This window comes from Pseudomonas sp. 7P_10.2_Bac1 (genome assembly GCF_025465935.1).
Taxonomy (GTDB): domain Bacteria; phylum Pseudomonadota; class Gammaproteobacteria; order Pseudomonadales; family Pseudomonadaceae; genus Aquipseudomonas.
The window spans coordinates 22,704-48,219 of record NZ_JANLNV010000025.1; the positions used below are offsets into that span (position 1 = coordinate 22,704).

The following is a 25,516-nucleotide window of genomic DNA, read 5'->3' on the forward strand; positions in this document are numbered from 1 at the left end:
TCATTTTTTGCCTGCCTTTCTACAACTATTCCAAGAGGAACAGACATGGCCGAACACACCGTCATCACCCCATTGCCCGGCACCTTCTACCGCAAAGCCTCGCCGGAGTCGGACAACTTTGTTGAAGTGGGCGCGCAGGTCAGTGCCGAAACGGTCATTGGCTTGATCGAAGTCATGAAACAGTTTTCTGAGTTGACCGCCGGAACCGCCGGCCGCCTGAGCGCCTTTCTGGTCGAAGACGGTGACCCGATCGAGCCGGGCCAAGTCATCGCCACGCTCGACGACGCGTAAGGGCGGAACCATGACTCAAGGCATTCGTAAATTACTGATCGCCAACCGGGGCGAGATCGCGGTGCGGATTATCCGCGCCGCCCAAGCGCTGGGGATCCCCACCGTTGCCGCCTGCAGCGAGGCCGACGTCGACTCCCTGGCTGCGCGCATGGCTGATGAAGTCCACGTGCTGGGTCCGGCCCGGGCCGACAAAAGCTACCTGAGCATCGAGGCGTTGATCGGCGCGCTGAAAGCTACTGGCGCCGATGCGGTGCACCCAGGCTATGGTTTCCTCTCGGAAAATGCAGACTTCGCTGAAGCGGTGCTCGCGGCGGGGGCGATTTTCGTCGGCCCGAGCCCCGACACCATTCGACGCATGGGCGACAAAGCCGAAGCTCGCCGCACTGCGCAAGCGGCGGGCGTGCCCGTGGTGCCGGGCTCGCCCGATGAGCTGTTTGACGTCGAATCGGCGCTCAAGGCTGCTGAGTCCGTCGGCTTTCCCTTGCTCATCAAGGCTTCGGCCGGAGGCGGCGGGCGCGGGATTCGTCTGGCGCAAAACGCCCAGCAACTGAGTGAAGAGTTTCCACGTGCCCAGCGCGAAGCGCAGACTGCGTTTGGCAATGGCGCGGTGTACCTGGAGCGCTTCATCGGCAAGGCGCGGCACATCGAAGTCCAGATATTGGGCGATGGCCAACGCGCCGTGCACCTGTTTGAGCGAGAGTGCTCGCTGCAACGTCGTCGGCAAAAAGTCTTTGAAGAAGCCCCGTCGCCAGTGCTTACTCAGTCACAGCGCGAAACCCTCTGCGACAGCGCTGTTCGCTTGGCTGAAGCACTGGGCTACAAGGGCGCCGGTACTCTGGAATACCTGTACGACGACGAGACGGGGGCGTTTTTCTTCATCGAGATGAACACGCGGATTCAGGTCGAGCACCCCGTCACGGAATTAATCACTGGCATTGATTTGGTCCAGGCCATGTTGCGCATTGCCGGTGGCGAGCCGTTGGGCTTGCACCAAAGCGATATCCGCCTCCATGGCGCCGCCGTGCAAATGCGCCTGAATGCCGAAGACCCGGCGCGCAACTTCTTCCCCAGCCCGGGCGTGGTCGAGGCGCTGGAATGGCCGCAAGGCGAGGGCGTTCGCGTCGATACGCACCTGTATCAAGGCTATCGCGTGCCGCCGTATTACGACTCGTTGCTGGCAAAACTGATCGTGCATGGCGCTGATCGTGCGCAAGCGTTGGCCCGGGCACTCAGCGCAGTTGAGCAGACTAAGCTGACGGGCATGGCCAGCACGTTGTCGCTGCATGGCCAACTGTTGGAACAGCCATGGCTGCACCAGGCTGATTTCAACACCGGCACATTGGAAGCTTGGTTGGCAGAGCACTCTAATGGAGGTGAGGCATGAACAACCCTATCCGCTACAGCTTCGGCGCTGACGAGCATTTATTTGCCGAAGTCAGCGACAGCATGTCTCTTGAAGCGTTTTTCAAAGGTATGGCGGTCACCCGCGCCGTCGAGCAGATGGCACTCGATGGCGTGCTCGATGTGTGCCTGGCCAACGCGTCCTTCCAGATCCGTTTTGACCCGGATCGCATCGCCCCGCACGCGCTGCTGGAAGCCGTGCAAAGTGCCGAGGCGGGCGCCGTCGCCGAGCGCTCGCTGCACACCCGCATCATCGAAATCCCGGTGCTCTACAACGACCCGTGGACACACGAAACCCTGATGCGTTTTCGCGACCGTCATCAAGACCCGAGCGTCACCGACCTGGAATACGCAGCTCGTATCAACGGACTGGCCGATGTCGAAGCCTTCATCAAGGCGCACAGCGGCGCGCCGTGGTTTGTCTCGATGGTCGGCTTTGTGGCCGGGCTGCCGTTCATGTTCCAGATGGTTGAGCGCGAACGGCAATTGCAAGTGCCCAAGTATCTTCGTCCACGTACCGACACGCCTAAATTGACCCTCGGCCACGGCGGTTGCTTTGGCTGTATCTACTCGGTGCGCGGTGCGGGCGGCTATCAGATGTTCGGCGTCACCCCCGCGCCGATCTACGACCCGCAGCAGAACCTGGCGTACCTCAAAGAACACATGGTGTTTTTCCGTCCCGGTGACATCGTGCAATTCAAACCGATGAACCGCGAAGACTACGACCACGCGGTGGCCGAGGTCGACGCCGGGCGTTTCGATTTGCGGATTAGGCCGGTGGAGTTCTCGCTGGACGCGTTTCTGGCCGACCCTGTCGGTTATCCAAAATCGCTGTTGGAGGTACTGGCATGATCAAGGTACTCAAACCCGGACTCGCCACCTCGGTTCAAGACTTGGGCCGCGAAGGTTATTACCACTTGGGCATCCCGCCGTCCGGCGCGCTCGACCAATACGCCTTGAGCGCAGCCAACCAATTAGTGGGCAACCCGGCCGGAGCCGCCGCGCTGGAATGCACACTGCTGGGGCCAGAACTGGAGTTCCAGGAAGACGCGCTGGTCGCGGTCAGCGGCGCCCACATGACCCCGCGCCTCGACGGCGTAGAAATGCACCCCGACACCGCGTTCTCGGTGAAGGCCGGGCAAGTGCTGCGCTTTGACTTTCCGAAGGTCGGCGCCCGCATGTACCTGGCGGTAGCGGGTGGCATCGACGTGCCGATCGTGCTCGGCAGCCGCTCGACATATGCCCTCGGCGGCTTGGGCGGCTTCAATGGTCGGCGGTTGGTTGCGGGCGACGAACTGCCCGTGGGCATTGCCAGCGGCAAAGGCCGCGCGGGTGCCAGCTTGCCCATGGCCTTGCGCCAGGCCATTGGTGGCGAAATCACCCTGCGGGTCGTACCGGGCCTGTACTACGAGCGCCTCAGCGAAGCCGCCGCGCAAAGCTTCTTCGCCGAACCCTGGACCGTCGGCTCCGAGGCTGACCGTATTGGCTACCGCTTCAAGGGCGGCAGCGCCTTGAGCTTCCAGCCGCGCGAGCAACCGTTTGGCGCCGGTTCCGACCCGTCCAACATCGTCGACAGCTGCTACCCGATTGGCTCGATCCAGGTCCCAGCCGGGCTTGAACCCATTGTTTTGCACCGCGACGCCGTCTCGGGTGGCGGCTACGCCATGATCGGCACCGTCATCAGCGCCGACCTCGACCTGATCGGCCAAATGCAACCCAACCAAAAGGCCCGCTTCGTCCCCGTCACCCTGGACCAAGCCTTGGAGGCCCGGCGTTCCTACAAGAAAAAACTCACCTGCCTTAGCAAACTATTCACCTAACCCCACCCACTGTAGGAGCGAGCTTGCCTCGCGATCTTTTGACCTTGAAAAGATCGCGAGACAAGCTCGCTCCTACAGTTTTTAAGCTGAGCAAGACAACTGATAGAGACCATTCGGGGTTTCCAGTCTGCTCTCTACCCATGTTTGGATAGTCCGCACCTGCGCTGGGGTGAGGTCGTACTCATAGATTGCCTCTTCATCCGAAGCCCATCCCATGAGCGCTTTGAGCTGTTCAGCATGCTCGCCAGGGATAGCCACTTCGTTTATCAGCACTTGCGTGGTCTTGTCGAAAATCAAAACAGAATGGTTCATGGTTCTACTTTCCTGGTGGGTTTCGTTTACTCACCTCTGCTGTCATCTATTCGATGGCACTCATGCTGTCATATATTTCGACAGTGGCAGCTCTGAATCCCATAGGAGTTTCAAAAATGACCACATCTTCCCCGATCAAAACCTTTGACTGCACGACCTCTGACCAAACCCGTCCTGTAGGAGCGAGCTTGTCTCGCGATCTTTTGATCTTTAAAAAATCGCGAGGAAAACCAACTGAAAGTTATACATTAACAGTGAGCTGAAAATCATAAGCCGATGTATCGAGCTTTTTGTTTACGAGCTTCTCTAGCGCTACTAATTGGTCTGCTCTGAGGTCGTAGCCTTCCCAACCTTGCTGTTCAGTTGTCCACTCCATAATGGCTTTCACCTGTTCGTCATGTATCGCAGGGATAACACATTCAAAAACCAGTAATTCAGTCGTTTTATCGAAGGCCTCAACAAAAAATTTCATTGCCTTCATCCCTTATTTCTGAGCTGGATAGATAATAAATACAGTCCGGTGTTTCTAATGTCCTCTTAATTAACTGCTCGATGGCCTGTAATTGAGAGGGGAGAAGGGCGTAGTCATAGACTGCATCTTCGTCTGAGGTCCATCCCATTAACGCTTTAAGCTGCGATGCATACCTGACAGGAATTAAAATTTCACTGAGCACCTCCTCAGTGAGCTTGTCGACAATAAAAACAGAATGGTACATGGCTCAATACTTTTCGTAGGGGCTAAAGATAAATAGCGTTCGTCTGCTTCGTAAAGGTCTTCACCCCTATGCCGACTTTTTATATCAATCTCTGTAGTTAAATGAGACTTGATAGTCGTAGACTTTTAAATCTATGCGATGAGCAAATAATGGTTGTAAATTGTCGAGCCAATCTATTTTTACGTCAAAGCTGCCATTATTTATGTCGTTGTCGACTGAAAGATTCAGTTGGTTCATAACGCTCGTATCATCCCCTAATTCTTTGGAGTCTTCTTTTCCCTCTCCATACTCTGTGTTTTTGTCATACCAAGCCAGCCTGACTTTGAGTCCCATTACGCACCTCACAAATATTTTTTAATATTCCGATTCTTCTTAGGAGGACTATTTTGCTTTCCAGTTATCGGGTCATAAGCGCCCAAATGACCTCCGTTGCTTGCACGATAAACTTCAAGTTCTCCGTGTTGTGAGTCCCACTCATAAATACGTCTACCTTTAGCATCAATCCAGCGCTTTCTGTAACCACCCCCACCTTGCACCGGCGTTTTATCCTTAACATCTTTAAGTCCTGGAAAGGCAAGTATGTGTTCTGTTTCAGGAGGTGCATGATACGAGTGACCGGACTCAGTGACTCCTTTACGCGGCACATTCAACACAACATAAAGCGGCGCCACACCCGAGTCAGCCGGGAACACCAGAATGAAGTCTTTGTAGTCCGGCGGGTAGATCGGGTTTACGATAATCGTGTCGGCGTTTTTGGTCGGCGGGAAAATCCAGATCTGCGGTGCCTGTGGTGCACTGTTTAGTGGCGGGATACCGAGCGTGTTTGTTGGGTCAATCGCAGGCGTCCAGATCAACTCCGCGCCGCCACCAAAGTCCGCCACCTGCTGCGAACCGCGGGGGCTGAACTGGATAACGTCGATCATTTCCCATTCGGGCTTTGTGCCGGTGTAAAAGCCATAGCCCTTGAGCGAACCATCTGCCTGTTGCTCAACGTACAAGCGCATGCGGGTGCGAGCCTGTTTGAGTGAGCGCAGTTGGTCTTCGGTGTACAGGGCGCTGTCAGCCAGTGAAGACGGCCATAAAAAGGCGAGCGCGCCCAACAACGTGCTGGCAATCATCGTTCCGCCAACGGCGGCAACGCCTCCAGTGGCTGTCGTTCCAGTGGCGGTGCCGCTCAAGGCCAGACCACCGATCCCCGCCGGTACCGCGCCACTGATTAATGCCAGTGGTACCAACCCGGAACTGTCGGTCTGGGACCCACCCAAAATCGCAAAATTGCCGTAGTCATTCAGGCTATCAACCGGTACGAAACCCGCCGGGTCGCTGTAGTTGATAACGGCATCGGGCAGCTTGCTGCACTTGGCGAACACACAGCCCCGCCGCTCAGGTTTCTGGTGGCTTTGCTGAGCGGCCGCTTCAGCTTGGCGGCGCGCCATGTAGGCATCTTGCCGGGCCTGAATGGCCTCGTAGGCCTTGATCCCGGCATCACGCTCTTTGAGTTCGGCGGGGGTCATGTCATCAAAATACGAAGCGCCTTGGCCGCCATCGCCACCTACACGCCTTAGTGTTTGCGTCACACCTTGCTTGCTGCTCATAGGGCGCCTTCCAGTAGGAGAGCGGCGCACGGTATCGGCATCAAAATGCGGCTGAAATCAGCTTGATCGGCAATGTGTGTAGGCCGACAGACTTAGGCCTGAAGGATTTTTACAGCGCGCAGTTTGAGAGGCGGGCACAGAAAAGCGCACGCTCCTACGTGAACTGCGGCAATGGATGGCTTCTTGGTTTTGAGTGCAGGCGTACTGTGCATCGCCGCTGAAAAAAACAGTGGTCGGCCCTGGAAAGCCGGGTAACAATTACGCGCTTTAGCGCCATTCGCCTTTTAGGGGATTGGCGTTTTTTGTGCGTCAGCCTTCATCTTATGACGGCTGTGCGCGGGAGGTTTTCGGACCTGCCGGGTTTCCTAATTGTCCCGGTTTTCCAGCCCGCGTACGGCTGTCGCCTTTTGCCTGGAAACAAAAGAGATAGTCATTAACCCAATTAGGAACATATCCAATGACCACCTCTTCCCCGATCAAAACCCTTGGCGTCGTGACCTTCGGCCCTTGCGGCGCAGACGACCACCAGCTGTTTCGCGTAAACCCGGACATCCCGCTGCGCCAGGCGCTGGAACAGGTGTCTGCCTTACTGTTCTGCGCCAAAAAGCTGGCCCTTGATGCTGCCTTGGAACACGACGGCGAACGCCATGCCTGGGCTTCGCACTACCTGTGCGACATGGGCAAAGCCGTCATCGACGACCTGTGCCTGCACGACCTCTAACCCATCCCCACCCTGTAGGAGCGAGCTTGCCTCGCGATCTTTTAAACGCTCAAAAGATCGCGAGACAAGCTCCTACAGATGAACAGCACTAAATCGACTATCCTCGCAGCCTCAGCAAGCGCGCAGCGGCATTTAGGACGTCCCCATGGCATTTGATTTGAGTAACACCCTGGTCGTTGGTATTTCCGCTACCGCCTTGTTCGACATGAGTGAGTCCGACCAGATGTTCAAGGACGGGCTCGAAGACGACCCTACCAGCGTGATCGACAAGTACCGCCGCTACATGCAGGAGCGTGAAGACGAGCCGCTAACGCCGGGCACCGGTTACTACCTCGTCAAAGCCCTGCTGGACCTTAACCGGCATCGCAAAAGCGCTGACCAATCGCCGCTGGTCGAGGTCGTGGTGATGTCACGCAACAGCCCGGATACCGGCATTCGCGTGCTCAAGACTATTCGTCGTGACCAGTTGGCAATCACCCGTTCGGCCTTCACCGGCGGCGAGTCAGTGGCCGATTACATCGACGCCTTCGATGTGGACCTGTTTTTGACCACCAATGTTGAAGACGCGCAAAAGGTCATCGACTCCAGGCAGTGCGCCGCAGCGATCCTCACCGCACCTCCGGCCAACGCCCCGCAAATCCCCGAAGGCCAAGTGCGCATCGCCTTCGACGGCGACGCCGTCCTGTTCTCCGACGCCAGTGAGCTGGTCTACAAGACCAAGGGTTTGGACGCCTTCCAAGCCCAAGAAGATGCGCTTCAACATACGCCCATGGATGAAGGGCCTTACGCCAGCCTGTTGATCAAGCTCGCCAAGTTGCAAGAACGCCTGCCCACGGGCAGCAAAGACTCCCCCATCCGAATCGCCATCGTGACCGCGCGCAATTCCCCCTCGGAAATGCGCGTCATCAACACCCTGCGCGCCTGGGGCGTCTACGTCGACGAAGCCTTCTTCCTCGGCGGCGTCGGCAAAGCCAAAGTACTCACCGCCTTCAACCCGCACATCTTCTTCGACGATCAAGACATCCACCTGGAAGCCGCCGCCACCCTGGTGCCTTCCGGCAAAGTGCCGTACCTGACGCGCACGAACGTACTGGAGCTACCGGCTCCAGGGGGACAAGAAAGAGACTGTGGGGGAAGTGACCGATTCGGGGGTTGAGTCGGCTGAGCCGTAAGCAAGGCTCAATACAAAGAAAAGATGGCGCACCAGGCGGGATTCGAACCCACGACCCCTGCCTTCGGAGGGCAGTACTCTATCCAGCTGAGCTACTGGTGCAACGCGGGCGCCATGATACTCATCTGCGTGTCGCCCGTCCATGCCGCTGATTCGTCGGGTGTTTCTTTGTGCGTTATGGGGTATTAATGAGGACTAGGTGTGAAAAGGGTGAAATAGGGCCGTTTGTTCTTTTTTTCGAACAGCCTATTGTCCTTTACCCCTGTTGACCCTAGGATTCGTTTGAGATTTCAAACGCTCTTGTCTGAGTGCTGAATCGCACGGCTTATTCTTTGTGCGGCCTTTAAGTACTTTGGCTAGGGAGTGACTTCCTGACGGCAGCCTTCTATGGCGCCTTTCTTCTATCAATAATTCGCCCCGCCTCTGCGCGGTGCTGTTAAGGAAAGCCAACATGCAGCTCAAAGACGCACAATTGTTCCGCCAGCAAGCCTTCATCGACGGTGCTTGGGTGGATGCGGACGGTGGTCAGACGATCAAGGTTAACAACCCGGCTACGGGCGAAATCATCGGTACCGTGCCAAAAATGGGCGCGGCTGAAACCCGTCGTGCAATTGAAGCCGCAGACAAGGCGCTGCCAGCCTGGCGTGCTCTGACTGCCAAAGAGCGTGCAACCAAACTGCGTCGCTGGTTTGAGCTGCTGATTGAAAACCAGGACGACCTGGGCCGCCTGATGACCCTGGAGCAGGGCAAGCCACTGGCCGAAGCCAAGGGCGAAATCGCTTATGCGGCGTCGTTCATCGAGTGGTTCGCTGAAGAAGCCAAGCGCGTGTATGGCGATGTGATTCCAGGCCACCAGCCTGACAAGCGCCTGATCGTGATCAAACAGCCGATCGGTGTGACCGCAGCCATTACGCCGTGGAACTTCCCGGCCGCCATGATCACCCGTAAAGCCGGCCCGGCACTGGCTGCTGGCTGCACCATGGTGATCAAGCCTGCTTCGCAAACCCCGTTCTCGGCCTTGGCCCTGGTTGAGCTGGCACACCGTGCCGGTATCCCAAAAGGTGTGCTGAGCGTGGTAACAGGCAGCGCGGGCGACATCGGTGGCGAGCTGACCAGCAACCCGATCGTGCGCAAGCTGTCCTTCACCGGTTCGACCGAGATCGGTCGTCAACTGATGGCTGAATGCGCCAAAGACATCAAGAAAGTGTCCCTGGAACTGGGCGGTAACGCGCCGTTCATCGTGTTCGACGACGCAGACCTGGATAAGGCCGTCGAAGGCGCGATCATCTCCAAGTACCGCAACAACGGTCAGACCTGCGTATGTGCCAACCGCCTGTACATTCAGGACGGCGTCTACGATGCGTTCGCCGAAAAACTCAAAGCTGCCGTAGCCAAGTTGAAGATTGGTAACGGCCTGGAAGAAGGCACCACCACCGGCCCGCTGATCGACGACAAGGCTGTGGCCAAGGTCAAAGAGCACATCGCTGACGCGGTGAGCAAAGGCGCAACCGTGCTGGCAGGCGGCAACAGCCTGGAAGGCAGCTTCTTCGAGCCGACCATTCTGGTGAACGTATCCAAAGACGCCGCTGTGGCAAAAGAAGAAACCTTCGGCCCACTGGCACCGCTGTTCCGTTTCAAAGACGAAGCTGAAGTGGTTGAACTGGCCAACGACACCGAGTTCGGCCTGGCGTCGTACTTCTATGCGCGCGACCTGAGCCGCGTTTTCCGTGTGGCAGAAGCCCTGGAATACGGCATGGTTGGTGTTAACACCGGTCTTATTTCCAACGAAGTCGCTCCATTCGGCGGCATCAAGGCTTCGGGCCTGGGCCGTGAAGGCTCCAAGTACGGCATCGAAGACTACCTGGAAATCAAATATCTCTGCCTGGGCATCTAAGCCCGGCGGGTGGTTCAGCAGAAGGGGCACGAGAGCGATGCTCCCTCTGTGTTTCAAACTGTAATTTTTTGTGGCCGGGTGCGCCATGCCAGTCGATCATCGCATGCTGGCATCGGTGCTTCCCAGGCGCGTCAGCCTTGAACCACGCCGTTAGATAAACGGCGAATGAGGAACACCATGAGCAACAAGACCAACGCATCTTTGATGAAACGCCGTGAAGCCGCTGTCCCGCGCGGCGTTGGCCAGATTCACCAGATTTTCGCCGAGTCGGCTAAAAACGCGACCGTGACTGACGTTGAAGGTCGTGAATTCATCGACTTCGCGGGCGGTATCGCGGTACTGAACACCGGTCACCTGCACCCGAAAATCGTTGCTGCCGTACAAGAGCAACTGACCAAGCTGAGCCACACCTGCTTCCAGGTACTGGCTTACGAGCCGTACGTAGAACTGTGCGAAAAAATCAACGCCAAGGTACCTGGCAACTTCGACAAGAAGACCCTGCTGGTGACCACCGGTTCTGAAGCCGTTGAAAACGCCATCAAGGTAGCGCGTGCAGCCACTGGTCGTGCTGGCGTGATTGCGTTCACCGGCGCCTACCACGGTCGTACCATGATGACCCTGGGCCTGACCGGTAAAGTCGTGCCTTACTCGGCCGGCATGGGCCTGATGCCAGGCGGCGTGTTCCGCGCTCTGTACCCATGCGAACTGCATGGCGTGAGCGTTGACGATTCCATCGCCAGCATCGAGCGCATCTTCAAAAACGATGCCGAGCCTAAAGATATCGCTGCGATCATCATCGAGCCCGTTCAGGGCGAAGGTGGTTTCTACGTGGCGCCGAAAGCGTTCATGGCTCGCCTGCGCGAACTGTGCGACAAACACGGCATCCTGCTGATCGCTGACGAAGTACAAACAGGCGCTGGCCGTACTGGCACCTTCTTCGCCATGGAACAGATGGGCGTAACTGCTGACCTGACCACTTTTGCTAAATCCATCGCTGGCGGCTTCCCGCTGGCCGGTGTGTGCGGCAAGGCTGAACTGATGGACGCCATTGCTCCAGGCGGCCTGGGCGGCACCTATGCCGGTAGCCCGATTGCCTGTGCGGCTGCTTTGGCTGTACTGGAAGTGTTTGAAGAAGAGAAACTGCTGGATCGCTCCAACGCGGTGGGTGAGCGTCTGGTGTCGGGCCTCAAGGCTATCCAGGCCAAGTACCCGGTGATCGGCGACGTTCGTGCGCTGGGCTCCATGATCGCGGTTGAGCTGTTCGAAGGCGGCGACTCCCATAAGCCAAACGCAGCGGCAGTGGCTCAAGTGGTTGCTAAGGCGCGTGACAAAGGTCTGATCCTGCTGTCGTGCGGCCCTTACGGCAACGTTCTGCGTGTTCTGGTGCCGTTGACTGCACCGGACGAGCAACTGGACAAGGGCTTGGCCATTCTTGAAGAGTGCTTCGCTGAGCTGGCATAAGCTGGCAGTGAAGATGTGACTCGATAGACAAAAAAACCGCTTCGGCGGTTTTTTTTGGTTTGGACGATCCAAAAATGTGATTTTTCTATATCCACGCGTTGCCTTTGTCTTAAGGTGCAGGCATTGCGCTGGGAGCAAATTGAATGGCTGTTGTAGATTTATCCGTAGTACCGAGCGTATTGATTGCCGAGGCCGATCCGTGGTCTCGCGACTTGCTTAAGCAAGTGGTGTTGAGCGTACGGTGTGACGCGCAGTTGGATGTCTGTGGTGAAGGTCAGCAAGCGCTCCTGCTGCTGAGCCAAAAAAGTTATGACCTGGTGATCTCCGACCGGGACCTTCCGGGCGTCAGTGGCCTGGACATTTTGCGCAGTGTGCGCCAACGCCGTCGCAGCCCCGCGTTACCGTTCATTTTATTGAGCAGCCGGAATGACAGCGCCAGTGTGCGCGAAGCCTTGCCGTTGGCGCCGACCGCTTACCTGACCAAACCGCTGGACTTGAACGGGCTGACCAAACGGTTGCAGGGCCTGCTGCTGAGTGAAGGGCAGGAGGTGTTATGTGACATTCCGGCACTGGCCCCTGGCATGACGCTCAAAAGTTTTCTGACGCAGCGCCGGGAGTCTTCAGACGGTGCTCCGTTGTGGGTAGATGCGCGGGCGGCGGTCAAACGTAGCTTGAGCCCTGAAGGGCTCAATCTGGCGTCGCTGGAGCAGGAAGTACGCAAGGACCCGCAAATCACCGCGGTGCTGATAGCCGCGGCCAACAGCGCGGCACAACACCTCGCACGGCCCGCCCAGACGCTGGCCCACGCCTTGCAGCGGTTAGGCCCGGCTCAAAGCATGAACCTGGTGCAAGGGCTGACGCTCAAGCACAGCGCGCAATTGAGTGACCCGCGTCTGGCGGCCTACGCCGAACACCAGTGGGCTGTGTCGCTGCGAGCGGCAGACTATGGGCGCACGCTGGCGGGCATGCTGAATCTGGATCAGGCGCGTTGCTACTGCGCGGGTTTGCTGTATCGCTTGGGCGACCTGGCCGTGTTGCGCTGCTTGCAGGAGTGGCAGCAGGCGGGTGGCGAACTGGATACGCAGGTGATTGACGAGTCGCTGGTCGAGTTCGGGGCCGCCTTCGGCTCCGCGTTGCGCACACGCTGGCGCTTGCCGCTGGAGCTGCGCGAGCTGATCGCGGCGGTGTATCACCTGGGCGGCGGGGTGTATTCGCGTGAAGCACTGGTCATGAACCTGGCGGGGCAGTTGGCTGTTCTGGAGTCAGAAGAAGGCCTGGAGGCACTGGCTAACAGCAAGACCGCGCGTTTGCTGCGGGTCGGGACTGCAGAGTTGTCGCGGTTGGTAAGCAAGGTATGTAGTCGCTGACGAGGAGCTAGGCTGCGATGTGGGTTGTAGGGCGGACCTTTGGGGTCGCTTCGTAACCCATTCTTGCCTTGGCAGCGACTACAGAGTAATCGCTGCCTGTAACCGCTCTTACACCGCCGCAGGGCGCAGCGAGTAAGTCTTCAGCTGTTTGGCAAATTCACGCAGCGATTGAATCCCGCTGGCTTCGGCTTCGTGAACCCAGTCCTTGATGGCGGCCAGCATGTCGTGGCCATTGGTGCTGGTCTTGATCCAGATCTGTTGCAGCGCCAGGCGCTTCTCATAGATCACTTTGAGTGAGTGGCTGTGCTCCAGCAGGGTCTCGATGCGCTGGTGATGGCGCTCTTCAAGCAGGCTGGTTTCCCGCGAAAGCAAACGCTTGGCACGGCGGAACTGATGGCGAACCGAGTGATCGACCTTGGCCAGTTCTTGCTGCACCAGCGGTGCGATCACCAGCTTGCGGTACTGCGCCATGATCTGGAAACGGTTGTTGAGGATCGCCATCGCGGTGTCCATGTCCAGGCTGCCTTTGCCTTCGACCCGATGGGCGATGGGCGCAACCCGCTGAACCTTGGCCAGACGCAGAAAGCTGAATACCTTGATCCAGGCCCAGCCCAGGTCGAACTCCCATTTCTTGACGGATAGCTTGGCCGAGTTGGGGTAGGTGTGGTGGTTGTTGTGCAGTTCTTCACCGCCAATGATGATGCCCCACGGCACCAGATTGGTCGCGGCATCGCGGCACTCAAAGTTGCGATAACCCACGGCATGGCCCAAGCCGTTTACCACGCCCGCCGCCCACACCGGGATCCACATCATCTGCACGGCCCAGATCGTCAGGCCGATGGCGCCGAACAGCAGCAGATCAATCGCCAGCATCAGGGCCACGCCCAGAAGCTTATAGCGCGAATAAAGATTGCGCTCGATCCAGTCTTCAGGGCAGTTCTTGCCGTAAATACGCAACGTTTCAGGATTTCGTGCTTCTTCGCGATACAGCTCTGCACCTTTTCGCAAAACGGTCGATAACCCTTTGACGACCGGGCTGTGCGGGTCATCTGCGGTTTCACATTTTGCGTGGTGTTTGCGGTGGATGGCAGTCCACTCACGGGTGTTCTGAGCGGTGGTGAGCCACAGCCAGAAGCGGAAGAAATGTTTCAGGCCACCGTTGAGTTCGAGTGAGCGGTGAGCTGAGTAGCGATGTAGATAAACCGTGACACCGATAATGGTCACGTGGGTCATCAACAGGGTGACTGCAACCAGTTGCCAGGCTGACAAGTCAAGTAAACCGTTGTACCACATAGGCTGTTTGGCCCTCGGGAAGATGAAAAAACTGCAACACGCATTATCACCATGCAGACATTTAAAACCAGTCGCCCTTTCAGATAAGAGTGGCTGGATGTTTCTTACACTATAATTCTCCCTTTTTTGTAGGCGCTATAACTTTCTCATGTCGGTTTCTTCTCGCGATGCCTTGCGTGCAGCCTTGCTTTACGGGCTGTTATCGGTAGTCTGGCTGCAAATGACTGATCATTTATTGAGCAGTTTTTTTGATGATTCGGCACAGTTGGCGCACTGGCAACTCATCAATGGCTATGTTTGGGTGTTTGTCAGCGCCGTCCTGATCTTTGTCGCCCGGGCCCGCTTGCTGAGCTTTCTGGGCGGTGGGGCCAGCTTGAAACGTCAACGCCAGGATCGCGAGCGTCTGCGTCAAGCGGCGGCGGTTTTTGACTGCACCCGCGAAGGCGTACTGGTCACCGACCGCAATGGTCTGATTGTGCATGTGAATCGTGCGTTGGTTGAAATCACCGGATATACGGTCGAGGAGGTGTTGGGCAAACGGCCCAACATGTTCAAGTCTGGCCATCATGATCTTGAGTTTTATAAAGCAGTTTTCAAGTCTTTGCAGGACACCGGCGACTGGCACGGCGAGATCTGGAACCGCCGCAAAAACGGTGAGATCTACCCGCAATGGCAAACCGTGCGGGCGATAACCGACAGCAAAGGTCAACTCACCCACTATGTCGCAGTGTTCACGGATATTTCGGCGATCAAGAAGTCACAGACCGAACTGGCGCGGCTGGTCCACCATGACCCGCTGACGGACTTGCCCAATCGCCTGCTGTTCACCGACCGTACCGAACAGGCATTGACCACCGCGCAGCGTCACAAGACAGGCTGCGCCTTGCTGATGATCGACCTTGATCATTTCAAAATTATTAACGATAGCCTTGGCCACAATGTTGGCGATCTGCTGCTCAAGGCGGTCGGCGGGCGTTTGCAGAGTATTTTCGGCAAAGGCTATACGGTGGCCAGATTGGGCGGCGACGAGTTTGCCGTGCTGATCGAGAACTGCTCCAAGGCCAGTCAGGCCGAAGTGCTGGCGCAACACGTGCTGGAAGCCATGAAGGCCGCGTTTGAGGTGAACACGCATCAACTGTTTGTCAGTGCCAGTGTCGGCATCAGTGTGTTCCCGGGCGATGCACTGAATGCCGAGCAATTGTTGCGCAACGCCGACTCGGCACTCTTCAAGGCCAAGAGTGCGGGGCGTGAAGGCTACGCGTTGTACACCGAAGAGCTGACCGTACACGCGCTGAACCGGATCGAGGTGGCCAGTGACTTGCGCCGGGCGTTGGAGCAGCGCGAACTGCGGGTGTATTACCAGCCGGTGCATGACCTCAAAACCAGCCGTCTGATCGGCGTTGAGGCGCTGGTGCGCTGGCAGCACCCGATACGCGGTCTGGTACCGCCGGGGGAATTTATTCCGATCGCTGAACGGACCGGCCTGATTGCGGAAATTGATGCCTGGGTCTTGGAGCAGGCGTGCTGGCAAATGTGCCAATGGCAGTCGGCAGGCGTGAATTTGTCGTTTGTGGCGGTGAATATCTCCAGCCGTCTTTTTGCCCGTCCGGAGCTTTACACGCTGGTTTCAACCGTGCTGACCGATACAGGCCTGGACCCGGCCCTGTTGGAGTTGGAAGTCACTGAAAGTGCGGTGATGGAAGACTCCCAAGGTGCGCTGGAGCAGATGCACCGTCTGCGCGCGCTGGGCTTGCGACTGGCGATTGATGATTTTGGAACCGGCTTTTCCTCTTTGCTGCGCCTCAAGCAATTGCCTGTGCAGAAGCTCAAGGTCGACCAGGGCTTTGTCGCCGGGTTGCCACAAGACAATGACGACGTGGCGATTGTCCGGGCGGTCATCGCATTGTCCCAAAGCATGGGCTTGCAGGTGCACGCCGAAGGCATTGAACACGTCGAGCAGGCGCAGTTCCTGCTCGACTACCACTGCGATCTGGGCCAGGGCTACTGGTTTGGCCGCCCGATGCCGGCCAGTGAACTGGACTGGCAACGAGCGCCTGTCATTCGCGCCTGAGGCCGGGTTTACTGCTTCTCGGGCGGCAACTCGGGCAGCGCGCGCAGAGCTGTTTCGTACCACTGCGTATCAAAGGCGCGGTCCTCATCGAGCATCGCGTCAATTTCGATGGCCAGTACGTGGGCCATCAAGTTCAAGATCTCATCACGCTCGTAACCGACCAGGGTCAGCTTGTTGAACGTGGCTTTGGCGGCAGGCGGGTTGTCGCTCTCAATCTGGTTTTCAATCGCCTGGATCAGCGTCGATTCGGTGAATTCTTCTTCGTCGTTGTCGATGTCAGTTGGCTCGCTCATGGGCAGGCTCCTTAAGTTAAGGCCGCAGTTTAGCTGTATTCACCTTAATGATGCTGCTGGTCAGCGTTGTGCAGAAGCTCTATAACACCTGCTGCCAACCCCAACATGGCCTGGAGGCTTTGTAATGCTCAAGCTTTATGGATTCGCGGTCAGTAACTACTACAACATGGTCAAGCTGGCGCTGCTGGAAAAGGGCGTGCCTTTTGAAGAGGTCGCGTTTTTTGCTGGAAAAACGCCGGAGGCCCTCGTCGTTAGCCCTTGCGGCAAAGTGCCGGTGCTGGGTGTCGAGCAGGGATACATCAACGAAACCAGCGTTATCCTCGATTACATCGAACAGACCCAGCCGGGGCCCAAGCTGCTGCCGAGCGATGCTTTCGAGCGGGCTCAAGTGCTGGCTATCGCCAAGGAAATCGAGCTGTACATCGAGCTGCCGGCTCGGGCTTGCTACGCTGAAGCGTTCTTCGGTGCGCAAGTCCCCGAGGCGATCAAGACCAAAGCCAAGGCTGAATTGCTGCACGGCATTGAGTCACTGGCGCGCCACGGTAAATTCGCGCCTTATGTCGCGGGTCAAACGCTGAGCATTGCAGATATTTACTTCGCCTACAGCGTCAACCTGGCCTGCGCGGTCGGTCATAAAGTCTTTGGTCTGGACCTGTTGGCCGAGCTGCCAGCCGCCAAGGCGCTGTTGCAACACCTTGAGCAAAACCCGCATGTCCAGAAGATCGCTGCAGACAAAGACGCTGCCATGCCGCAATTTTTGGCATGGATTAGCAGCAAAAAATAAGAGCGCCAAGGCATCCGGCCTGTAGGAACGAGCTGGCCTCGCGAACTTTTGACCTTAAAAGATCGCGAGACAAGCTCGCTCCTACAGGGAGCAGATGTGTTTAACGGCTGGCCAACAACGCCTTGCCGCGAACCACTGCCGCTTTAACCTGAGCCGGCGCTGTGCCGCCGATGTGGTTACGCGCATTGACCGAGCCTTCCAGGGTCAACACTGCGAACACGTCCTCTTCGATCTGATCGCTGAACTGGCGCAGTTCTTCAAGGCTCATTTCGGCCAGGTCTTTGCCGGTTTCCACGCCGTACTTCACGGCATGGCCCACGATTTCGTGGCAGTCACGGAATGGCAGGCCACGGCGCACCAGGTAGTCGGCCAGGTCGGTAGCGGTCGAGAACCCGCGCAGCGCCGCTTCACGCATGATCGCGTGCTTTGGCTTGATCGCCGGGATCATGTCGGCAAAGGCACGCAGCGAGTCACGCAGGGTATCGGCAGCGTCGAACAGCGGCTCTTTGTCTTCCTGGTTGTCCTTGTTGTAGGCCAATGGCTGGCCTTTCATCAAGGTCAGCAAGCCCATCAGGGCACCGAACACACGGCCGCTTTTGCCGCGTACCAGCTCGGGCACGTCAGGGTTTTTCTTTTGCGGCATAATCGAGCTGCCGGTGCAGAAGCGGTCAGGCAGGTCAATGAACTGAAATTGTGCACTGGTCCACAGCACCAGCTCTTCGGAGAAGCGCGACAGGTGCATCATCGCGATGCTGGCGGCAGCGCAGAATTCGATGGCGAAATCGCGATCCGACACATTGTCCAGCGAGTTGCCGCCCACGGCGTCGAAGCCCAGCAGTTGAGCGGTCAGCTCACGGTCGATCGGGTAGGTCGTGCCCGCCAGTGCCGCGCTGCCCAATGGCATGCGATTGGTGCGCTTGCGGCAGTCGACGAGACGCTCGTAGTCGCGGCTGAGCATTTCAAACCAGGCCAGCATGTGGTGACCGAACGTCACCGGCTGGGCGGTTTGCAGGTGTGTGAAGCCCGGCATGATGGTCTCGGCTTCACGTTCGGCTTGCTCCAGCAGGCCTTTTTGCAGGCGTGTGATTTCAGCCACGATGATGTCGATTTCGTCTCGCAGCCACAGGCGAATATCAGTAGCGACCTGATCGTTACGGCTACGGCCGGTGTGTAATTTCTTACCGGTAACACCGATACGGTCTGTCAGACGCGCTTCGATGTTCATGTGCACGTCTTCCAGATCGACACGCCAGTCAAACGTGCCGGCTTCGATTTCACCCTGGATGGTTTTCAGGCCGTCGATGATGCTGTCGCGTTCGGCATCGGTCAGCACGCCGACCTTGGCCAGCATGGTGGCGTGGGCCACAGAGCCCATGATGTCGTGGCGATAAAGGCGCTGGTCAAAGGTGACGGAAGCAGTGAAGCGCGCAACGAAGGCGTCGACGGGTTCGCTGAAGCGGCCGCCCCAGGACTGGTTGGTCTTGTCGGTGCTCATGGATTCGCTCGTAATCGGCTGAGGGTGAGTACATAAAAAGTTACTGCGGATCATAACAGGGTTGCCATTCAAGGCGTTGACGCAGGTCGGCAGGTTTTCACGCAATTGAGGTATAAACAAAATACCTGGACGAAATGTATGGATTGGCCCCATTCGTCTTGGCAACCGTCTACAGTTGGTCATATGGATCAGTCTTTGCAGGTCTTTGCAGGTCTTTGTAGCTTGTTGGACTCATCCGGTATTAAATCGAGCAACAGACACAGGTGAATTTTGCTGTGCGACTTGCGGCACTTTTTGGCCTTCGCGCTAGTCTTAGCGTGGATCGCCGTGACAGCCGTCACTTCACCTGTCTACGCTATCCTTGTGCGAGACTCACGCAGGAATACAGCGCTATATGAATGTCCTGATCGTTGATGACGAAACCTTGGCCCGAGAGCACTTGAGCCGTTTGCTTACTGCTGTTGGGGGTTATACGCTGCTGGAGCCCGCCGCGACTCATGGCGAAGAGGCTCTGAGCCTGATCGAAAGCCTGAAGCCGGATGTCGTACTGCTCGACATCCAGATGCCGGGGCTCGATGGATTGCAGGTAGCAGCCAAATTATGCGAGCGAGAACTGCCACCCGCTGTGGTGTTTTGTGTGGCGCCTGACGAGTTTTCCGTGCAGGCGCTGCAAGACAGCGGCGTCAGCCATGTGCTCAAGCCGGTCAGCGCTGAGGCCCTCACTGCGGCCTTGAAAGACGCGCATCGACCTAATCGTGTGCAACTGGCAGCGTTGACTCGCCCGGCGGCCCAGACGGGCAGTGGCCCGCGCACCCACATCAGTGCCAGAACCCGAAAAGGCATTGAGCTGATCCCCATCGACAAAGTGATTTATTTCATCGCCGACCATAAATACGTGACCTTGCGTCACGAGGGTGGCGAAGTCCTGCTCGATGAGCCGCTCAAAGCCCTTGAAGACGAATTCGGGGAGCGCTTTGTGCGCATCCACCGTAACGCGCTGGTCGCGCGTGATCGTATCGAACGCCTGCAACGTACCCCGCTGGGGCACTTCCAGTTGTTCCTCAAGGGGCTTAACGGTGATGCGCTGATTGTGAGCCGGCGCCATGTGGCGGGCGTGCGAAAAATGATGCAGCAGCTTTAGAGCGCTTCGGTAAATAGCGCACGGGGGGCGGTTTCGGGAACGGGAGGCCACGTACTTTCAGATACAAGTCAAAGCTGTTTGGGCTGAGCTGTTATTATCGGCCGTATCTTTTCAGTACGGATTGATCCATGTCCTCTCGCGAAATCCGCATCGCTACCCGTAAAAGCGCCCTGGCTCTGTGGCAGGCCGAATACGTCAAAGCCCGTTTGGAGCAGGCTCACCCAGGTCTTGTGGTGACGCTGGTACCGATGGTCAGTCGTGGCGACAAGCTGCTGGACTCGCCGTTGTCCAAAATCGGCGGCAAGGGCCTGTTCGTCAAAGAGCTGGAAACCGCCCTGCTCGAAAACGAAGCTGACATCGCCGTGCACTCCATGAAGGACGTACCGATGGACTTCCCCGAAGGCCTCGGTCTGTTCTGCATTTGCGAGCGCGAAGACCCGCGCGATGCCTTTGTTTCCAATACCTTCGCCAGCCTTGAAGCGTTGCCGCCTGGCAGCGTGGTGGGCACATCGAGCCTGCGCCGCCAGGCCCAGTTGCTGACCCGTCGCCCTGATCTTGAGATCCGCTTTTTACGCGGCAACGTCAACACGCGCCTGGCCAAGCTCGATGCCGGGGAGTACGACGCCATCATCCTGGCGGCAGCAGGCCTGATCCGCTTGGGCTTTGAAGACCGCATTACCTCGGCGATCAGCGTTGAAGACAGCCTGCCGGCCGGTGGCCAGGGCGCCGTGGGCATTGAATGCCGCAGCGCTGACAGCGAAATTCATGCCTTGCTGGCGCCGCTGCACCACGCCGAAACGGCGGTGCGGGTGACCGCAGAGCGAGCCCTCAACAAACACCTCAATGGTGGCTGTCAGGTGCCGATCGCCTGTTATGCCGTGCTCGAAGGTGAGCAGATCTGGCTGCGCGGCCTGGTCGGCGAGCCTAATGGTGGTGTGTTGTTGAGCGCCCAGGCGCGCGCAGCGCACAGTGCGGCCACTGCGTTGGGGGTACAAGTCGCTGAAGACTTGCTGGCGCAAGGCGCTGGAGAAATCCTCAAGGCGGTCTACGGCGAGGCGGGGCACGAGTGACAGGCTGGCGCCTGTTGCTGACCCGCCCCACTGAAGAGTCGGCGGCGCTTGCGAGCGAGTTGGCGGACGCCGGAGTGTTCAGCAGCCGCCTCCCGCTGCTGACTATCGAGCCGCTGGCATTGAGCGATGACCAGCGCGAGGTCATTGCCCACCTGGATCGCTATTGCGCGGTCATCGTGGTCAGCAAGCCAGCTGCGCGCCTGGGCCTTGAATGGGTCCGCCTGTACTGGCCGCAAGCGCCTGTGCAGAAGTGGTTCAGTGTGGGCGCCGCAACCGCGCAGATTCTCGCCGATCATGGCCTCGATGTTAGCTACCCTCTATCTGCCGATGACAGCGAGGCCTTGCTGGCTTTGCCGGCCTTCGCCCAGGCCGTGGCCTGTGATGTGCCCAAGGTACTGATCATGCGGGGCGAGGGCGGTCGCGAACTGCTCGCCGAGCGTCTGCGTCACCTCGGCGCACAGGTCGACTACCTTGAGCTGTATCGTCGGTCGTTGCCGTCTTACCCGCCTGAAACACTGCCTCAACGCGTAAAAGCGGAACGCCTGAACGCTCTGGTGGTCAGCAGTGGACAGGGGTTCGCACATTTGCGCCAGTTGGCAGGTGATGCCTGGCCGCAACTGAGCGGTATGACATTGTTTGTTCCAAGCCCTCGCGTTGCGCAAATAGCACGCGATGCCGGGGCCAAAAACGTTGTGGATTGTCGTGGCGCGAGCGCCGCGGCTTTGCTGGCGGCGCTACGGGCACAGCCCGTACCTGCTTTCTAACGCAAAGGATGGATACGTGAGCGAAACAGTCTTGCCAAAAGAACACGTGCAGCCCGCGCCCGAGGCGCCGGTTGAAAAGCCTGTCATCAAGCCTGAGCGTCGCGGCAATGGCCTGGCCGCGTTTGCACTGTTGCTGGGCGCTGCCGGTATTGCGGTGGGCGGTTGGGGTGTGTGGCAGGTCCGCCACCTGGAAACCAGCACGGCCGAGCAACTGGCTGAAGTCCAGGCGCTGGGCGCGCAGACTCTGTCGATCAAACAGAGCGAGCAGCAGTTGCTGACCCGGTTCAATCAGTTGCCGTCGGCCAACGATCTGGATAACCAGCGGCAATTGGTGGTGCAACTGCAAGGCGACCAGCAACGCTTGAATCAGCGTCTTGAGACGGTACTGGGGGCGAGCCGCAAAGACTGGCGCCTGGCCGAGGCCGAGCACTTGTTGCGCCTGGCCAGCCTGCGCTTGTCGGCGCTACAAGACGTCAGCAGCGCTCAGGCATTGGTGCAGGGCGCGGATGACATTTTGCGCGAGCAGAACGATCCGGGCTCCTTCGCTGCCCGCGAGCAATTGGCCAAGAGCCTGGCGGCCATGCGCAGTGTTGAGCAGCCGGACCGCACGGGGTTGTTCCTGCAGTTGGGGGCTTTGCGTGATCAAGTGTCGCAGCTCACCGCGCTGGCGCCTGAGTTCAAGGATTCGGGCGAGTCATTGCTGGGCCTGACCGCCGACGGCGATGGCGCCAGCCGCTGGGAGCAGTGGTGGGACGAAATTTCGCACTACATCCGTATCGACTTCAACGCCGACAAAAACGTGCGTCCGCTGCTGGCCGGGCAAAGCCTGACACAAGTGCGACTGGCATTGAGCCTGGCCTTGGAGCAGGCGCAATGGGCTGCGCTTAACGGTCAGGCATCGGTCTATACCCAGGCGCTGTCCCAGGCTCAAGAGGTGCTCGAAGGCAACTTCAACCAAGACAACGCGCAAAGTAAAAAGATGCTGGAGCAAGTGGTTGAGCTGAGCAAGCAACCGGTCACGGTCAAGACGCCTGACCTTGCAGGCGCCCTGAGTGCAATGCAGGCCTACCTTGAGCGCCGTCATGTCGAGGCGGACGAGCCAGGGCGTGCGGCTGCCAAACCTGCGCAGGAGACCAGCCCATGAAGCGTCTGTATGTGATTGTGTTCTTGTTGATTGCAGCCGCGGCGTGCATCGGCCTGGCAATCTCCGAGGACGCAGGCTACGTATTGGTGGCCTACAAAAACTTCCGCTACGAATCCAGCCTGTGGGCTTCCCTGGCGGTGCTGGTGATCCTGTGGCTGGTGATCTGGGGTATCAAGCTGCTGGTCGAGTTGTTCAGCGTCTCGACCGGGCTGGTCAATCCGTGGTCACGCCGTAATCGCAGCCGTCGGACTCAACTGGCGATCGAGCACGGCCAGATGGACCTCGCCGAAGGCCGCTGGGCCAGCGCACAAAAGCACCTGACCCGTGCTGCAGAAGCCGAGCGTCAGCCGTTGCTGCACTACCTGGGGGCGGCTCGTGCGGCCAACGAACTGGGGCGTTATGAAGAGAGCGACAGCCTGCTCGAACGTGCGCTAGAGCGTCAGCCGCAGGCGGAATTGGCAATTGCGCTGAGCCATGCGCAACTGCAAGTTGATCGCGCAGACACCGAAGGCGCTCTCAACACCCTGCAAGCGATGCACGAGCGCCATCCGCACAACGTGCAAGTGCTTCGTCAACTGCAGCGCCTGCATCAACAGCGCGGCGATTGGGGCGCCCTGATTCGTTTACTGCCTGAGTTGCGTAAAGACAAAGTGCTACCGGCTCAGGAGCTGGCTGAACTTGAGCGCCGTGCCTGGGGCCAAAACCTGGGGCTGGCGGCGCAACGGGAGACTGAAGGCGAGGGTCGTCTGCAAGCGTTGACACTGGCATGGCAGCAACTGACCTCGGCACAGCGTCAGGAGCCGACGCTGGTATTGGCCTATGCCGAACAACTGCGCCAATTGGGCGCGCAGTCCGAGGCTGAAGAAGTGGTGCGCGGTGCCCTCAAACGTCAATACGACACCCATCTGGTGCGTCTCTATGGCTTGCTGCGTGGCAGCGATCCGGCCAAGCAGTTGCACACCGCAGAAGGGTGGCTCAAGGCGCACCCGGCGGACGCCAGTTTGCTGCTGACCCTGGGCCGCTTGTGTTTGCAGAACAGTCTGTGGGGCAAAGCTCGGGACTACCTTGAAGGCAGCCTCAAGCTTGAGCGTAATCCGGAGACGTGCGCAGAGCTTGCACGGCTCTTGGCGCAGCTGGGTGACACAGCTCGCAGCAACCAGTTGTTTCAGGAAGGCCTGAACTTGCTGGATGAGCGTCTGCTGGCACTGCCTTTACCGCAATAGAGCGCTGCATGAGCGCCACTGTGAGTGTTGCCGTTGGCAGCTTTCACAGTGGCCCACAGTGTTTTTTTTCGCTAAAAGAAACATCCCACGTTGTTTTCTCCAAGGTCTTTCAGTAGCAGTTGGTGATTCCCTACAGGCTTACGGAAGTATCCGTATTGGCCGGCCTTGAAAGGGGGAATGGCTTTCCTCTACCGTAACTGTCTGTCTATTTGTTACGGAAAAGCCATGTTTTTGGCCTGCTCACGTTTCATATTTTTTGTGGCTTTTCTGGCCAGCGCCTTGGTGCTGGGTGCCACTGTGTATCTGGAGTGCGGGCTCGGGCTGACCCCGTGTTTGCTGTGCCTTGTGCAACGTTATTTGATGTTGGCTTTTTGCGCTGTCAACCTCATCGCCTTCGTCCATGCGCCGCGTTCCGTCGGCGTGCGGGTTTACTCATTGCTCGCCCTGCTGCTGGCGCTGGCCGGGTTGGCCAGTGCAACCATGCAAGTGCTCACACAGCGCTTTCCGCCAGAGCAATTGATGATCTGCCAGCCAAGCCTGGCCCACCTGTGGAACAACCTGTCACTGAGCGAACTGTTCATGTCGGTCTACCGCGGTACACAAGCCTGTGCGCAAATCCAGTGGACTCTCTTTGACCTGAGCATTCCCGAACTGAGCATGCTGGCGTTTGCGGGTTTGGCAGTGCTGAGCCTGCTGCAGTGGCGGCGTTCTGGATTGCTTGGCAAAAAGCCGCATCCTGCGACGTGAAGTAGCACGTTGTATTAAACGCTTGTATGAACTTTCTCTCGTGCGTACCTTGAAGCAGTTGCTCGGCGGGCATAATCTGGCCCGCACGCATTGTTGGAGTTATGTCGCTCACTGTCGGTGTATCCGCACAGGTTTGGCCCGCACAGGCCCGGCTCACGCTGACTGGCAGGGGCCCATTAGGGAAGAGAGATCATCATGCTCGAAAGATGTAAGAGTGCTCAGGAACGCTTCAATGGGGTTCATCAGTTGGTAGACCGCTGGTTGAATGAGCGTCGTGACCTTGTAAAAGCTTACGTGGCGGTCATAGATCAACAGAACAACCCCAAGCGCGGGCCTCAAAAAGAGTTTTGCCGACTGCTGGTTGATTACGTATCGGCAGGGCACTTTGGCATTTACGAGCAGCTCAACGCGGAAGCCAAAGCGTTCAATGATGAGCGCGGGCTCGCATTAGCCGAGACCATCTACCCTCGCATCAATGTCATTACCGAAGCGGCCTTGGCCTTTAACGACCATTGCGACGGTAAAGCCCATCGCCCCGATTGCGAAAAACTCGCCCAGGAATTCAAGACACTGGGAGCCTTGCTCGATGAGCGCTTTGAGCTTGAAGACTGCCTGATCGAAGTGCTGCACAGCGCGCACAAACACAAAGAAGCCGTCCAGGCCTGAGGCCCCAACCTGTAGGAGCGGGGGGGGGGGGGGGGGGGGGGGGGGGTGTGTTAATAAGGGGGGGCGGGGCGCGGCG

At 58.1% G+C, this 25,516-nt stretch carries 26 protein-coding genes, 1 tRNA gene and 1 pseudogene; 19 read left to right on the forward strand and 9 right to left on the reverse strand.

Annotated features, from left to right (window positions below; translation table 11 throughout):
- Window positions 1-45: 45 nt before the first annotated feature.
- Genes NTD86_RS05540 through NTD86_RS05555 form a run of 4 tightly spaced genes read left to right on the forward strand, consistent with a single transcriptional unit; the run spans window position 46 to window position 3,512 of the window.
- Window positions 46-291 carry an acetyl-CoA carboxylase gene (locus tag NTD86_RS05540; protein ID WP_262201146.1) on the forward strand — a complete coding sequence of 82 codons (246 nt, stop codon included), beginning with the start codon at window positions 46-48 and terminating at the stop codon, window positions 289-291.
- 10 nt (window positions 292-301) lie between these two features.
- On the forward strand, window positions 302-1,675 hold the full coding sequence (locus NTD86_RS05545; protein WP_262201147.1) for an acetyl-CoA carboxylase biotin carboxylase subunit: 1,374 nt from the start codon (window positions 302-304) through the stop codon (window positions 1,673-1,675).
- Window positions 1,672-2,544, forward strand: coding sequence for a 5-oxoprolinase subunit B family protein (locus tag NTD86_RS05550; RefSeq protein ID WP_262201148.1), 873 nt, complete (start codon window positions 1,672-1,674; stop codon window positions 2,542-2,544). Before NTD86_RS05545 ends, NTD86_RS05550 begins: the two co-directional genes overlap by 4 nt.
- On the forward strand, window positions 2,541-3,512 hold the full coding sequence (locus tag NTD86_RS05555; RefSeq protein ID WP_262201149.1) for a biotin-dependent carboxyltransferase family protein: 972 nt from the start codon (window positions 2,541-2,543) through the stop codon (window positions 3,510-3,512). Before NTD86_RS05550 ends, NTD86_RS05555 begins: the two co-directional genes overlap by 4 nt.
- A gap of 81 nt (window positions 3,513-3,593) precedes the next feature.
- Here the strand turns inward: NTD86_RS05555 and NTD86_RS05560 are convergent, their stop codons facing one another.
- From NTD86_RS05560 to NTD86_RS05580, 5 genes are all read right to left on the reverse strand, one after another.
- On the reverse strand, window positions 3,594-3,824 hold the full coding sequence (locus NTD86_RS05560; RefSeq protein ID WP_262201150.1) for a hypothetical protein: 231 nt from the start codon (window positions 3,822-3,824) through the stop codon (window positions 3,594-3,596).
- A gap of 241 nt (window positions 3,825-4,065) precedes the next feature.
- Complete coding sequence (locus NTD86_RS05565; protein WP_262201151.1) at window positions 4,066-4,296, reverse strand: hypothetical protein; 231 nt, start codon at window positions 4,294-4,296, stop codon at window positions 4,066-4,068.
- The gene (locus NTD86_RS05570) at window positions 4,280-4,540 is read right to left on the reverse strand and encodes a hypothetical protein (protein WP_262201152.1); all 261 of its coding nucleotides are present in this window, start codon (window positions 4,538-4,540) and stop codon (window positions 4,280-4,282) included. Before NTD86_RS05570 ends, NTD86_RS05565 begins: the two co-directional genes overlap by 17 nt.
- A gap of 84 nt (window positions 4,541-4,624) precedes the next feature.
- Window positions 4,625-4,873, reverse strand: coding sequence for a cloacin immunity family protein (locus NTD86_RS05575; RefSeq protein WP_262201153.1), 249 nt, complete (start codon window positions 4,871-4,873; stop codon window positions 4,625-4,627).
- Window positions 4,874-4,881: 8 nt separating this feature from the next.
- Window positions 4,882-6,135, reverse strand: a complete 1,254-nt coding sequence (locus NTD86_RS05580; RefSeq protein WP_410016952.1) for a colicin E3/pyocin S6 family cytotoxin — start codon at window positions 6,133-6,135, stop codon at window positions 4,882-4,884.
- A 457-nt stretch (window positions 6,136-6,592) separates the two neighbouring features.
- On the opposite strand from NTD86_RS05580, the gene NTD86_RS05585 reads away from it, so the two are divergent.
- Window positions 6,593-6,856 (forward strand): DUF3077 domain-containing protein, encoded by a 264-nt coding sequence (locus NTD86_RS05585; RefSeq protein ID WP_048390979.1) that lies wholly within the window; start codon window positions 6,593-6,595, stop codon window positions 6,854-6,856.
- Window positions 6,857-7,001: 145 nt separating this feature from the next.
- On the forward strand, window positions 7,002-8,012 hold the full coding sequence (locus NTD86_RS05590) for a 5'-nucleotidase (RefSeq protein ID WP_262201154.1): 1,011 nt from the start codon (window positions 7,002-7,004) through the stop codon (window positions 8,010-8,012).
- A 40-nt stretch (window positions 8,013-8,052) separates the two neighbouring features.
- On the opposite strand, the gene NTD86_RS05595 is transcribed toward NTD86_RS05590, so the two are convergent.
- Window positions 8,053-8,129: transfer RNA gene (locus NTD86_RS05595), tRNA-Arg, on the reverse strand.
- Between the two features lie 349 nt (window positions 8,130-8,478).
- Here NTD86_RS05595 and gabD point away from each other — a divergent pair.
- The 3 genes from gabD (at window position 8,479) to NTD86_RS05610 (ending at window position 12,749) form a co-directional block, all read left to right on the forward strand.
- On the forward strand, window positions 8,479-9,921 hold the full coding sequence (gene gabD / locus NTD86_RS05600; RefSeq protein WP_262201155.1) for an NADP-dependent succinate-semialdehyde dehydrogenase: 1,443 nt from the start codon (window positions 8,479-8,481) through the stop codon (window positions 9,919-9,921).
- A gap of 177 nt (window positions 9,922-10,098) precedes the next feature.
- The gene (gene gabT, locus NTD86_RS05605; protein ID WP_262201156.1) at window positions 10,099-11,382 is read left to right on the forward strand and encodes a 4-aminobutyrate--2-oxoglutarate transaminase; all 1,284 of its coding nucleotides are present in this window, start codon (window positions 10,099-10,101) and stop codon (window positions 11,380-11,382) included.
- A gap of 143 nt (window positions 11,383-11,525) precedes the next feature.
- Window positions 11,526-12,749: a response regulator gene (locus NTD86_RS05610; protein WP_262201158.1), complete on the forward strand. Its 1,224-nt coding sequence runs from the start codon at window positions 11,526-11,528 to the stop codon at window positions 12,747-12,749.
- 108 nt (window positions 12,750-12,857) lie between these two features.
- Here NTD86_RS05610 and desA read toward each other — a convergent pair whose 3' ends face one another.
- On the reverse strand, window positions 12,858-14,042 hold the full coding sequence (gene desA / locus NTD86_RS05615) for a delta-9 fatty acid desaturase DesA (RefSeq protein WP_262201160.1): 1,185 nt from the start codon (window positions 14,040-14,042) through the stop codon (window positions 12,858-12,860).
- A gap of 148 nt (window positions 14,043-14,190) precedes the next feature.
- Here desA and dibA point away from each other — a divergent pair, with 148 nt between their 5' ends.
- Entirely contained in the window at window positions 14,191-16,113 is a 1,923-nt protein-coding gene (gene dibA / locus NTD86_RS05620; RefSeq protein WP_262201161.1) for a phosphodiesterase DibA, read from the forward strand.
- A gap of 8 nt (window positions 16,114-16,121) precedes the next feature.
- Here dibA and NTD86_RS05625 read toward each other — a convergent pair whose 3' ends face one another.
- The gene (locus tag NTD86_RS05625) at window positions 16,122-16,406 is read right to left on the reverse strand and encodes a hypothetical protein (RefSeq protein ID WP_262201162.1); all 285 of its coding nucleotides are present in this window, start codon (window positions 16,404-16,406) and stop codon (window positions 16,122-16,124) included.
- A 124-nt stretch (window positions 16,407-16,530) separates the two neighbouring features.
- Here NTD86_RS05625 and NTD86_RS05630 point away from each other — a divergent pair, with 124 nt between their 5' ends.
- Entirely contained in the window at window positions 16,531-17,190 is a 660-nt protein-coding gene (locus tag NTD86_RS05630) for a glutathione S-transferase family protein (protein WP_262201163.1), read from the forward strand.
- 100 nt (window positions 17,191-17,290) lie between these two features.
- Here the strand turns inward: NTD86_RS05630 and argH are convergent, their stop codons facing one another.
- Entirely contained in the window at window positions 17,291-18,685 is a 1,395-nt protein-coding gene (argH, locus tag NTD86_RS05635; protein ID WP_262201164.1) for an argininosuccinate lyase, read from the reverse strand.
- Between the two features lie 272 nt (window positions 18,686-18,957).
- Here argH and NTD86_RS05640 point away from each other — a divergent pair.
- From NTD86_RS05640 to rsd, 8 genes and pseudogenes are all read left to right on the forward strand, one after another.
- A pseudogene (locus NTD86_RS05640) lies at window positions 18,958-19,083 on the forward strand (sensor histidine kinase); the annotation flags it as partial.
- Window positions 19,080-19,826 (forward strand): LytR/AlgR family response regulator transcription factor, encoded by a 747-nt coding sequence (locus NTD86_RS05645; RefSeq protein ID WP_262201165.1) that lies wholly within the window; start codon window positions 19,080-19,082, stop codon window positions 19,824-19,826. The pseudogene NTD86_RS05640 and the gene NTD86_RS05645, both read left to right, overlap by 4 nt.
- Window positions 19,827-19,954: 128 nt before the next feature.
- A complete protein-coding gene (hemC, locus tag NTD86_RS05650) occupies window positions 19,955-20,896 on the forward strand; it encodes a hydroxymethylbilane synthase (RefSeq protein ID WP_262201166.1) in 942 nt (313 codons plus the stop codon).
- The gene (locus NTD86_RS05655) at window positions 20,893-21,660 is read left to right on the forward strand and encodes a uroporphyrinogen-III synthase (RefSeq protein ID WP_262201167.1); all 768 of its coding nucleotides are present in this window, start codon (window positions 20,893-20,895) and stop codon (window positions 21,658-21,660) included. The genes hemC and NTD86_RS05655 overlap by 4 nt, the downstream gene beginning before the upstream one ends.
- Window positions 21,661-21,676: 16 nt before the next feature.
- Window positions 21,677-22,804, forward strand: coding sequence for a uroporphyrinogen-III C-methyltransferase (locus NTD86_RS05660; protein ID WP_262201168.1), 1,128 nt, complete (start codon window positions 21,677-21,679; stop codon window positions 22,802-22,804).
- Window positions 22,801-24,027 carry a heme biosynthesis protein HemY gene (locus NTD86_RS05665; protein ID WP_262201169.1) on the forward strand — a complete coding sequence of 409 codons (1,227 nt, stop codon included), beginning with the start codon at window positions 22,801-22,803 and terminating at the stop codon, window positions 24,025-24,027. The genes NTD86_RS05660 and NTD86_RS05665 overlap by 4 nt, the downstream gene beginning before the upstream one ends.
- A gap of 225 nt (window positions 24,028-24,252) precedes the next feature.
- Window positions 24,253-24,774 carry a disulfide bond formation protein B gene (locus tag NTD86_RS05670; protein WP_262201171.1) on the forward strand — a complete coding sequence of 174 codons (522 nt, stop codon included), beginning with the start codon at window positions 24,253-24,255 and terminating at the stop codon, window positions 24,772-24,774.
- 195 nt (window positions 24,775-24,969) lie between these two features.
- The gene (gene rsd, locus NTD86_RS05675) at window positions 24,970-25,440 is read left to right on the forward strand and encodes a sigma D regulator (protein WP_262201172.1); all 471 of its coding nucleotides are present in this window, start codon (window positions 24,970-24,972) and stop codon (window positions 25,438-25,440) included.
- The last annotated feature ends 76 nt before the right edge of the window (window positions 25,441-25,516 follow it).

Excerpts from the sequence above, each read along its gene's own strand:
- NTD86_RS05540 (WP_262201146.1), top strand. The coding sequence starts at position 46 with ATGGCCGAACACACCGTCATCACCCCATTGCCCGGCACCTTCTACCGC.
- NTD86_RS05545 (WP_262201147.1), top strand. The coding sequence starts at position 302 with ATGACTCAAGGCATTCGTAAATTACTGATCGCCAACCGGGGCGAGATC.
- NTD86_RS05550 (WP_262201148.1), top strand. The coding sequence starts at position 1,672 with ATGAACAACCCTATCCGCTACAGCTTCGGCGCTGACGAGCATTTATTT.
- NTD86_RS05555 (WP_262201149.1), top strand. The coding sequence starts at position 2,541 with ATGATCAAGGTACTCAAACCCGGACTCGCCACCTCGGTTCAAGACTTG.
- NTD86_RS05560 (WP_262201150.1), bottom strand. The coding sequence starts at position 3,824 with ATGAACCATTCTGTTTTGATTTTCGACAAGACCACGCAAGTGCTGATA.
- NTD86_RS05565 (WP_262201151.1), bottom strand. The coding sequence starts at position 4,296 with ATGAAATTTTTTGTTGAGGCCTTCGATAAAACGACTGAATTACTGGTT.
- NTD86_RS05570 (WP_262201152.1), bottom strand. The coding sequence starts at position 4,540 with ATGTACCATTCTGTTTTTATTGTCGACAAGCTCACTGAGGAGGTGCTC.
- NTD86_RS05575 (WP_262201153.1), bottom strand. The coding sequence starts at position 4,873 with ATGGGACTCAAAGTCAGGCTGGCTTGGTATGACAAAAACACAGAGTAT.
- NTD86_RS05580 (WP_410016952.1), bottom strand. The coding sequence starts at position 6,135 with ATGAGCAGCAAGCAAGGTGTGACGCAAACACTAAGGCGTGTAGGTGGC.
- NTD86_RS05585 (WP_048390979.1), top strand. The coding sequence starts at position 6,593 with ATGACCACCTCTTCCCCGATCAAAACCCTTGGCGTCGTGACCTTCGGC.
- NTD86_RS05590 (WP_262201154.1), top strand. The coding sequence starts at position 7,002 with ATGGCATTTGATTTGAGTAACACCCTGGTCGTTGGTATTTCCGCTACC.
- gabD (WP_262201155.1), top strand. The coding sequence starts at position 8,479 with ATGCAGCTCAAAGACGCACAATTGTTCCGCCAGCAAGCCTTCATCGAC.
- gabT (WP_262201156.1), top strand. The coding sequence starts at position 10,099 with ATGAGCAACAAGACCAACGCATCTTTGATGAAACGCCGTGAAGCCGCT.
- NTD86_RS05610 (WP_262201158.1), top strand. The coding sequence starts at position 11,526 with ATGGCTGTTGTAGATTTATCCGTAGTACCGAGCGTATTGATTGCCGAG.
- desA (WP_262201160.1), bottom strand. The coding sequence starts at position 14,042 with ATGTGGTACAACGGTTTACTTGACTTGTCAGCCTGGCAACTGGTTGCA.
- dibA (WP_262201161.1), top strand. The coding sequence starts at position 14,191 with ATGTCGGTTTCTTCTCGCGATGCCTTGCGTGCAGCCTTGCTTTACGGG.
- NTD86_RS05625 (WP_262201162.1), bottom strand. The coding sequence starts at position 16,406 with ATGAGCGAGCCAACTGACATCGACAACGACGAAGAAGAATTCACCGAA.
- NTD86_RS05630 (WP_262201163.1), top strand. The coding sequence starts at position 16,531 with ATGCTCAAGCTTTATGGATTCGCGGTCAGTAACTACTACAACATGGTC.
- argH (WP_262201164.1), bottom strand. The coding sequence starts at position 18,685 with ATGAGCACCGACAAGACCAACCAGTCCTGGGGCGGCCGCTTCAGCGAA.
- NTD86_RS05645 (WP_262201165.1), top strand. The coding sequence starts at position 19,080 with ATGAATGTCCTGATCGTTGATGACGAAACCTTGGCCCGAGAGCACTTG.
- hemC (WP_262201166.1), top strand. The coding sequence starts at position 19,955 with ATGTCCTCTCGCGAAATCCGCATCGCTACCCGTAAAAGCGCCCTGGCT.
- NTD86_RS05665 (WP_262201169.1), top strand. The coding sequence starts at position 22,801 with ATGAAGCGTCTGTATGTGATTGTGTTCTTGTTGATTGCAGCCGCGGCG.
- NTD86_RS05670 (WP_262201171.1), top strand. The coding sequence starts at position 24,253 with ATGTTTTTGGCCTGCTCACGTTTCATATTTTTTGTGGCTTTTCTGGCC.
- rsd (WP_262201172.1), top strand. The coding sequence starts at position 24,970 with ATGCTCGAAAGATGTAAGAGTGCTCAGGAACGCTTCAATGGGGTTCAT.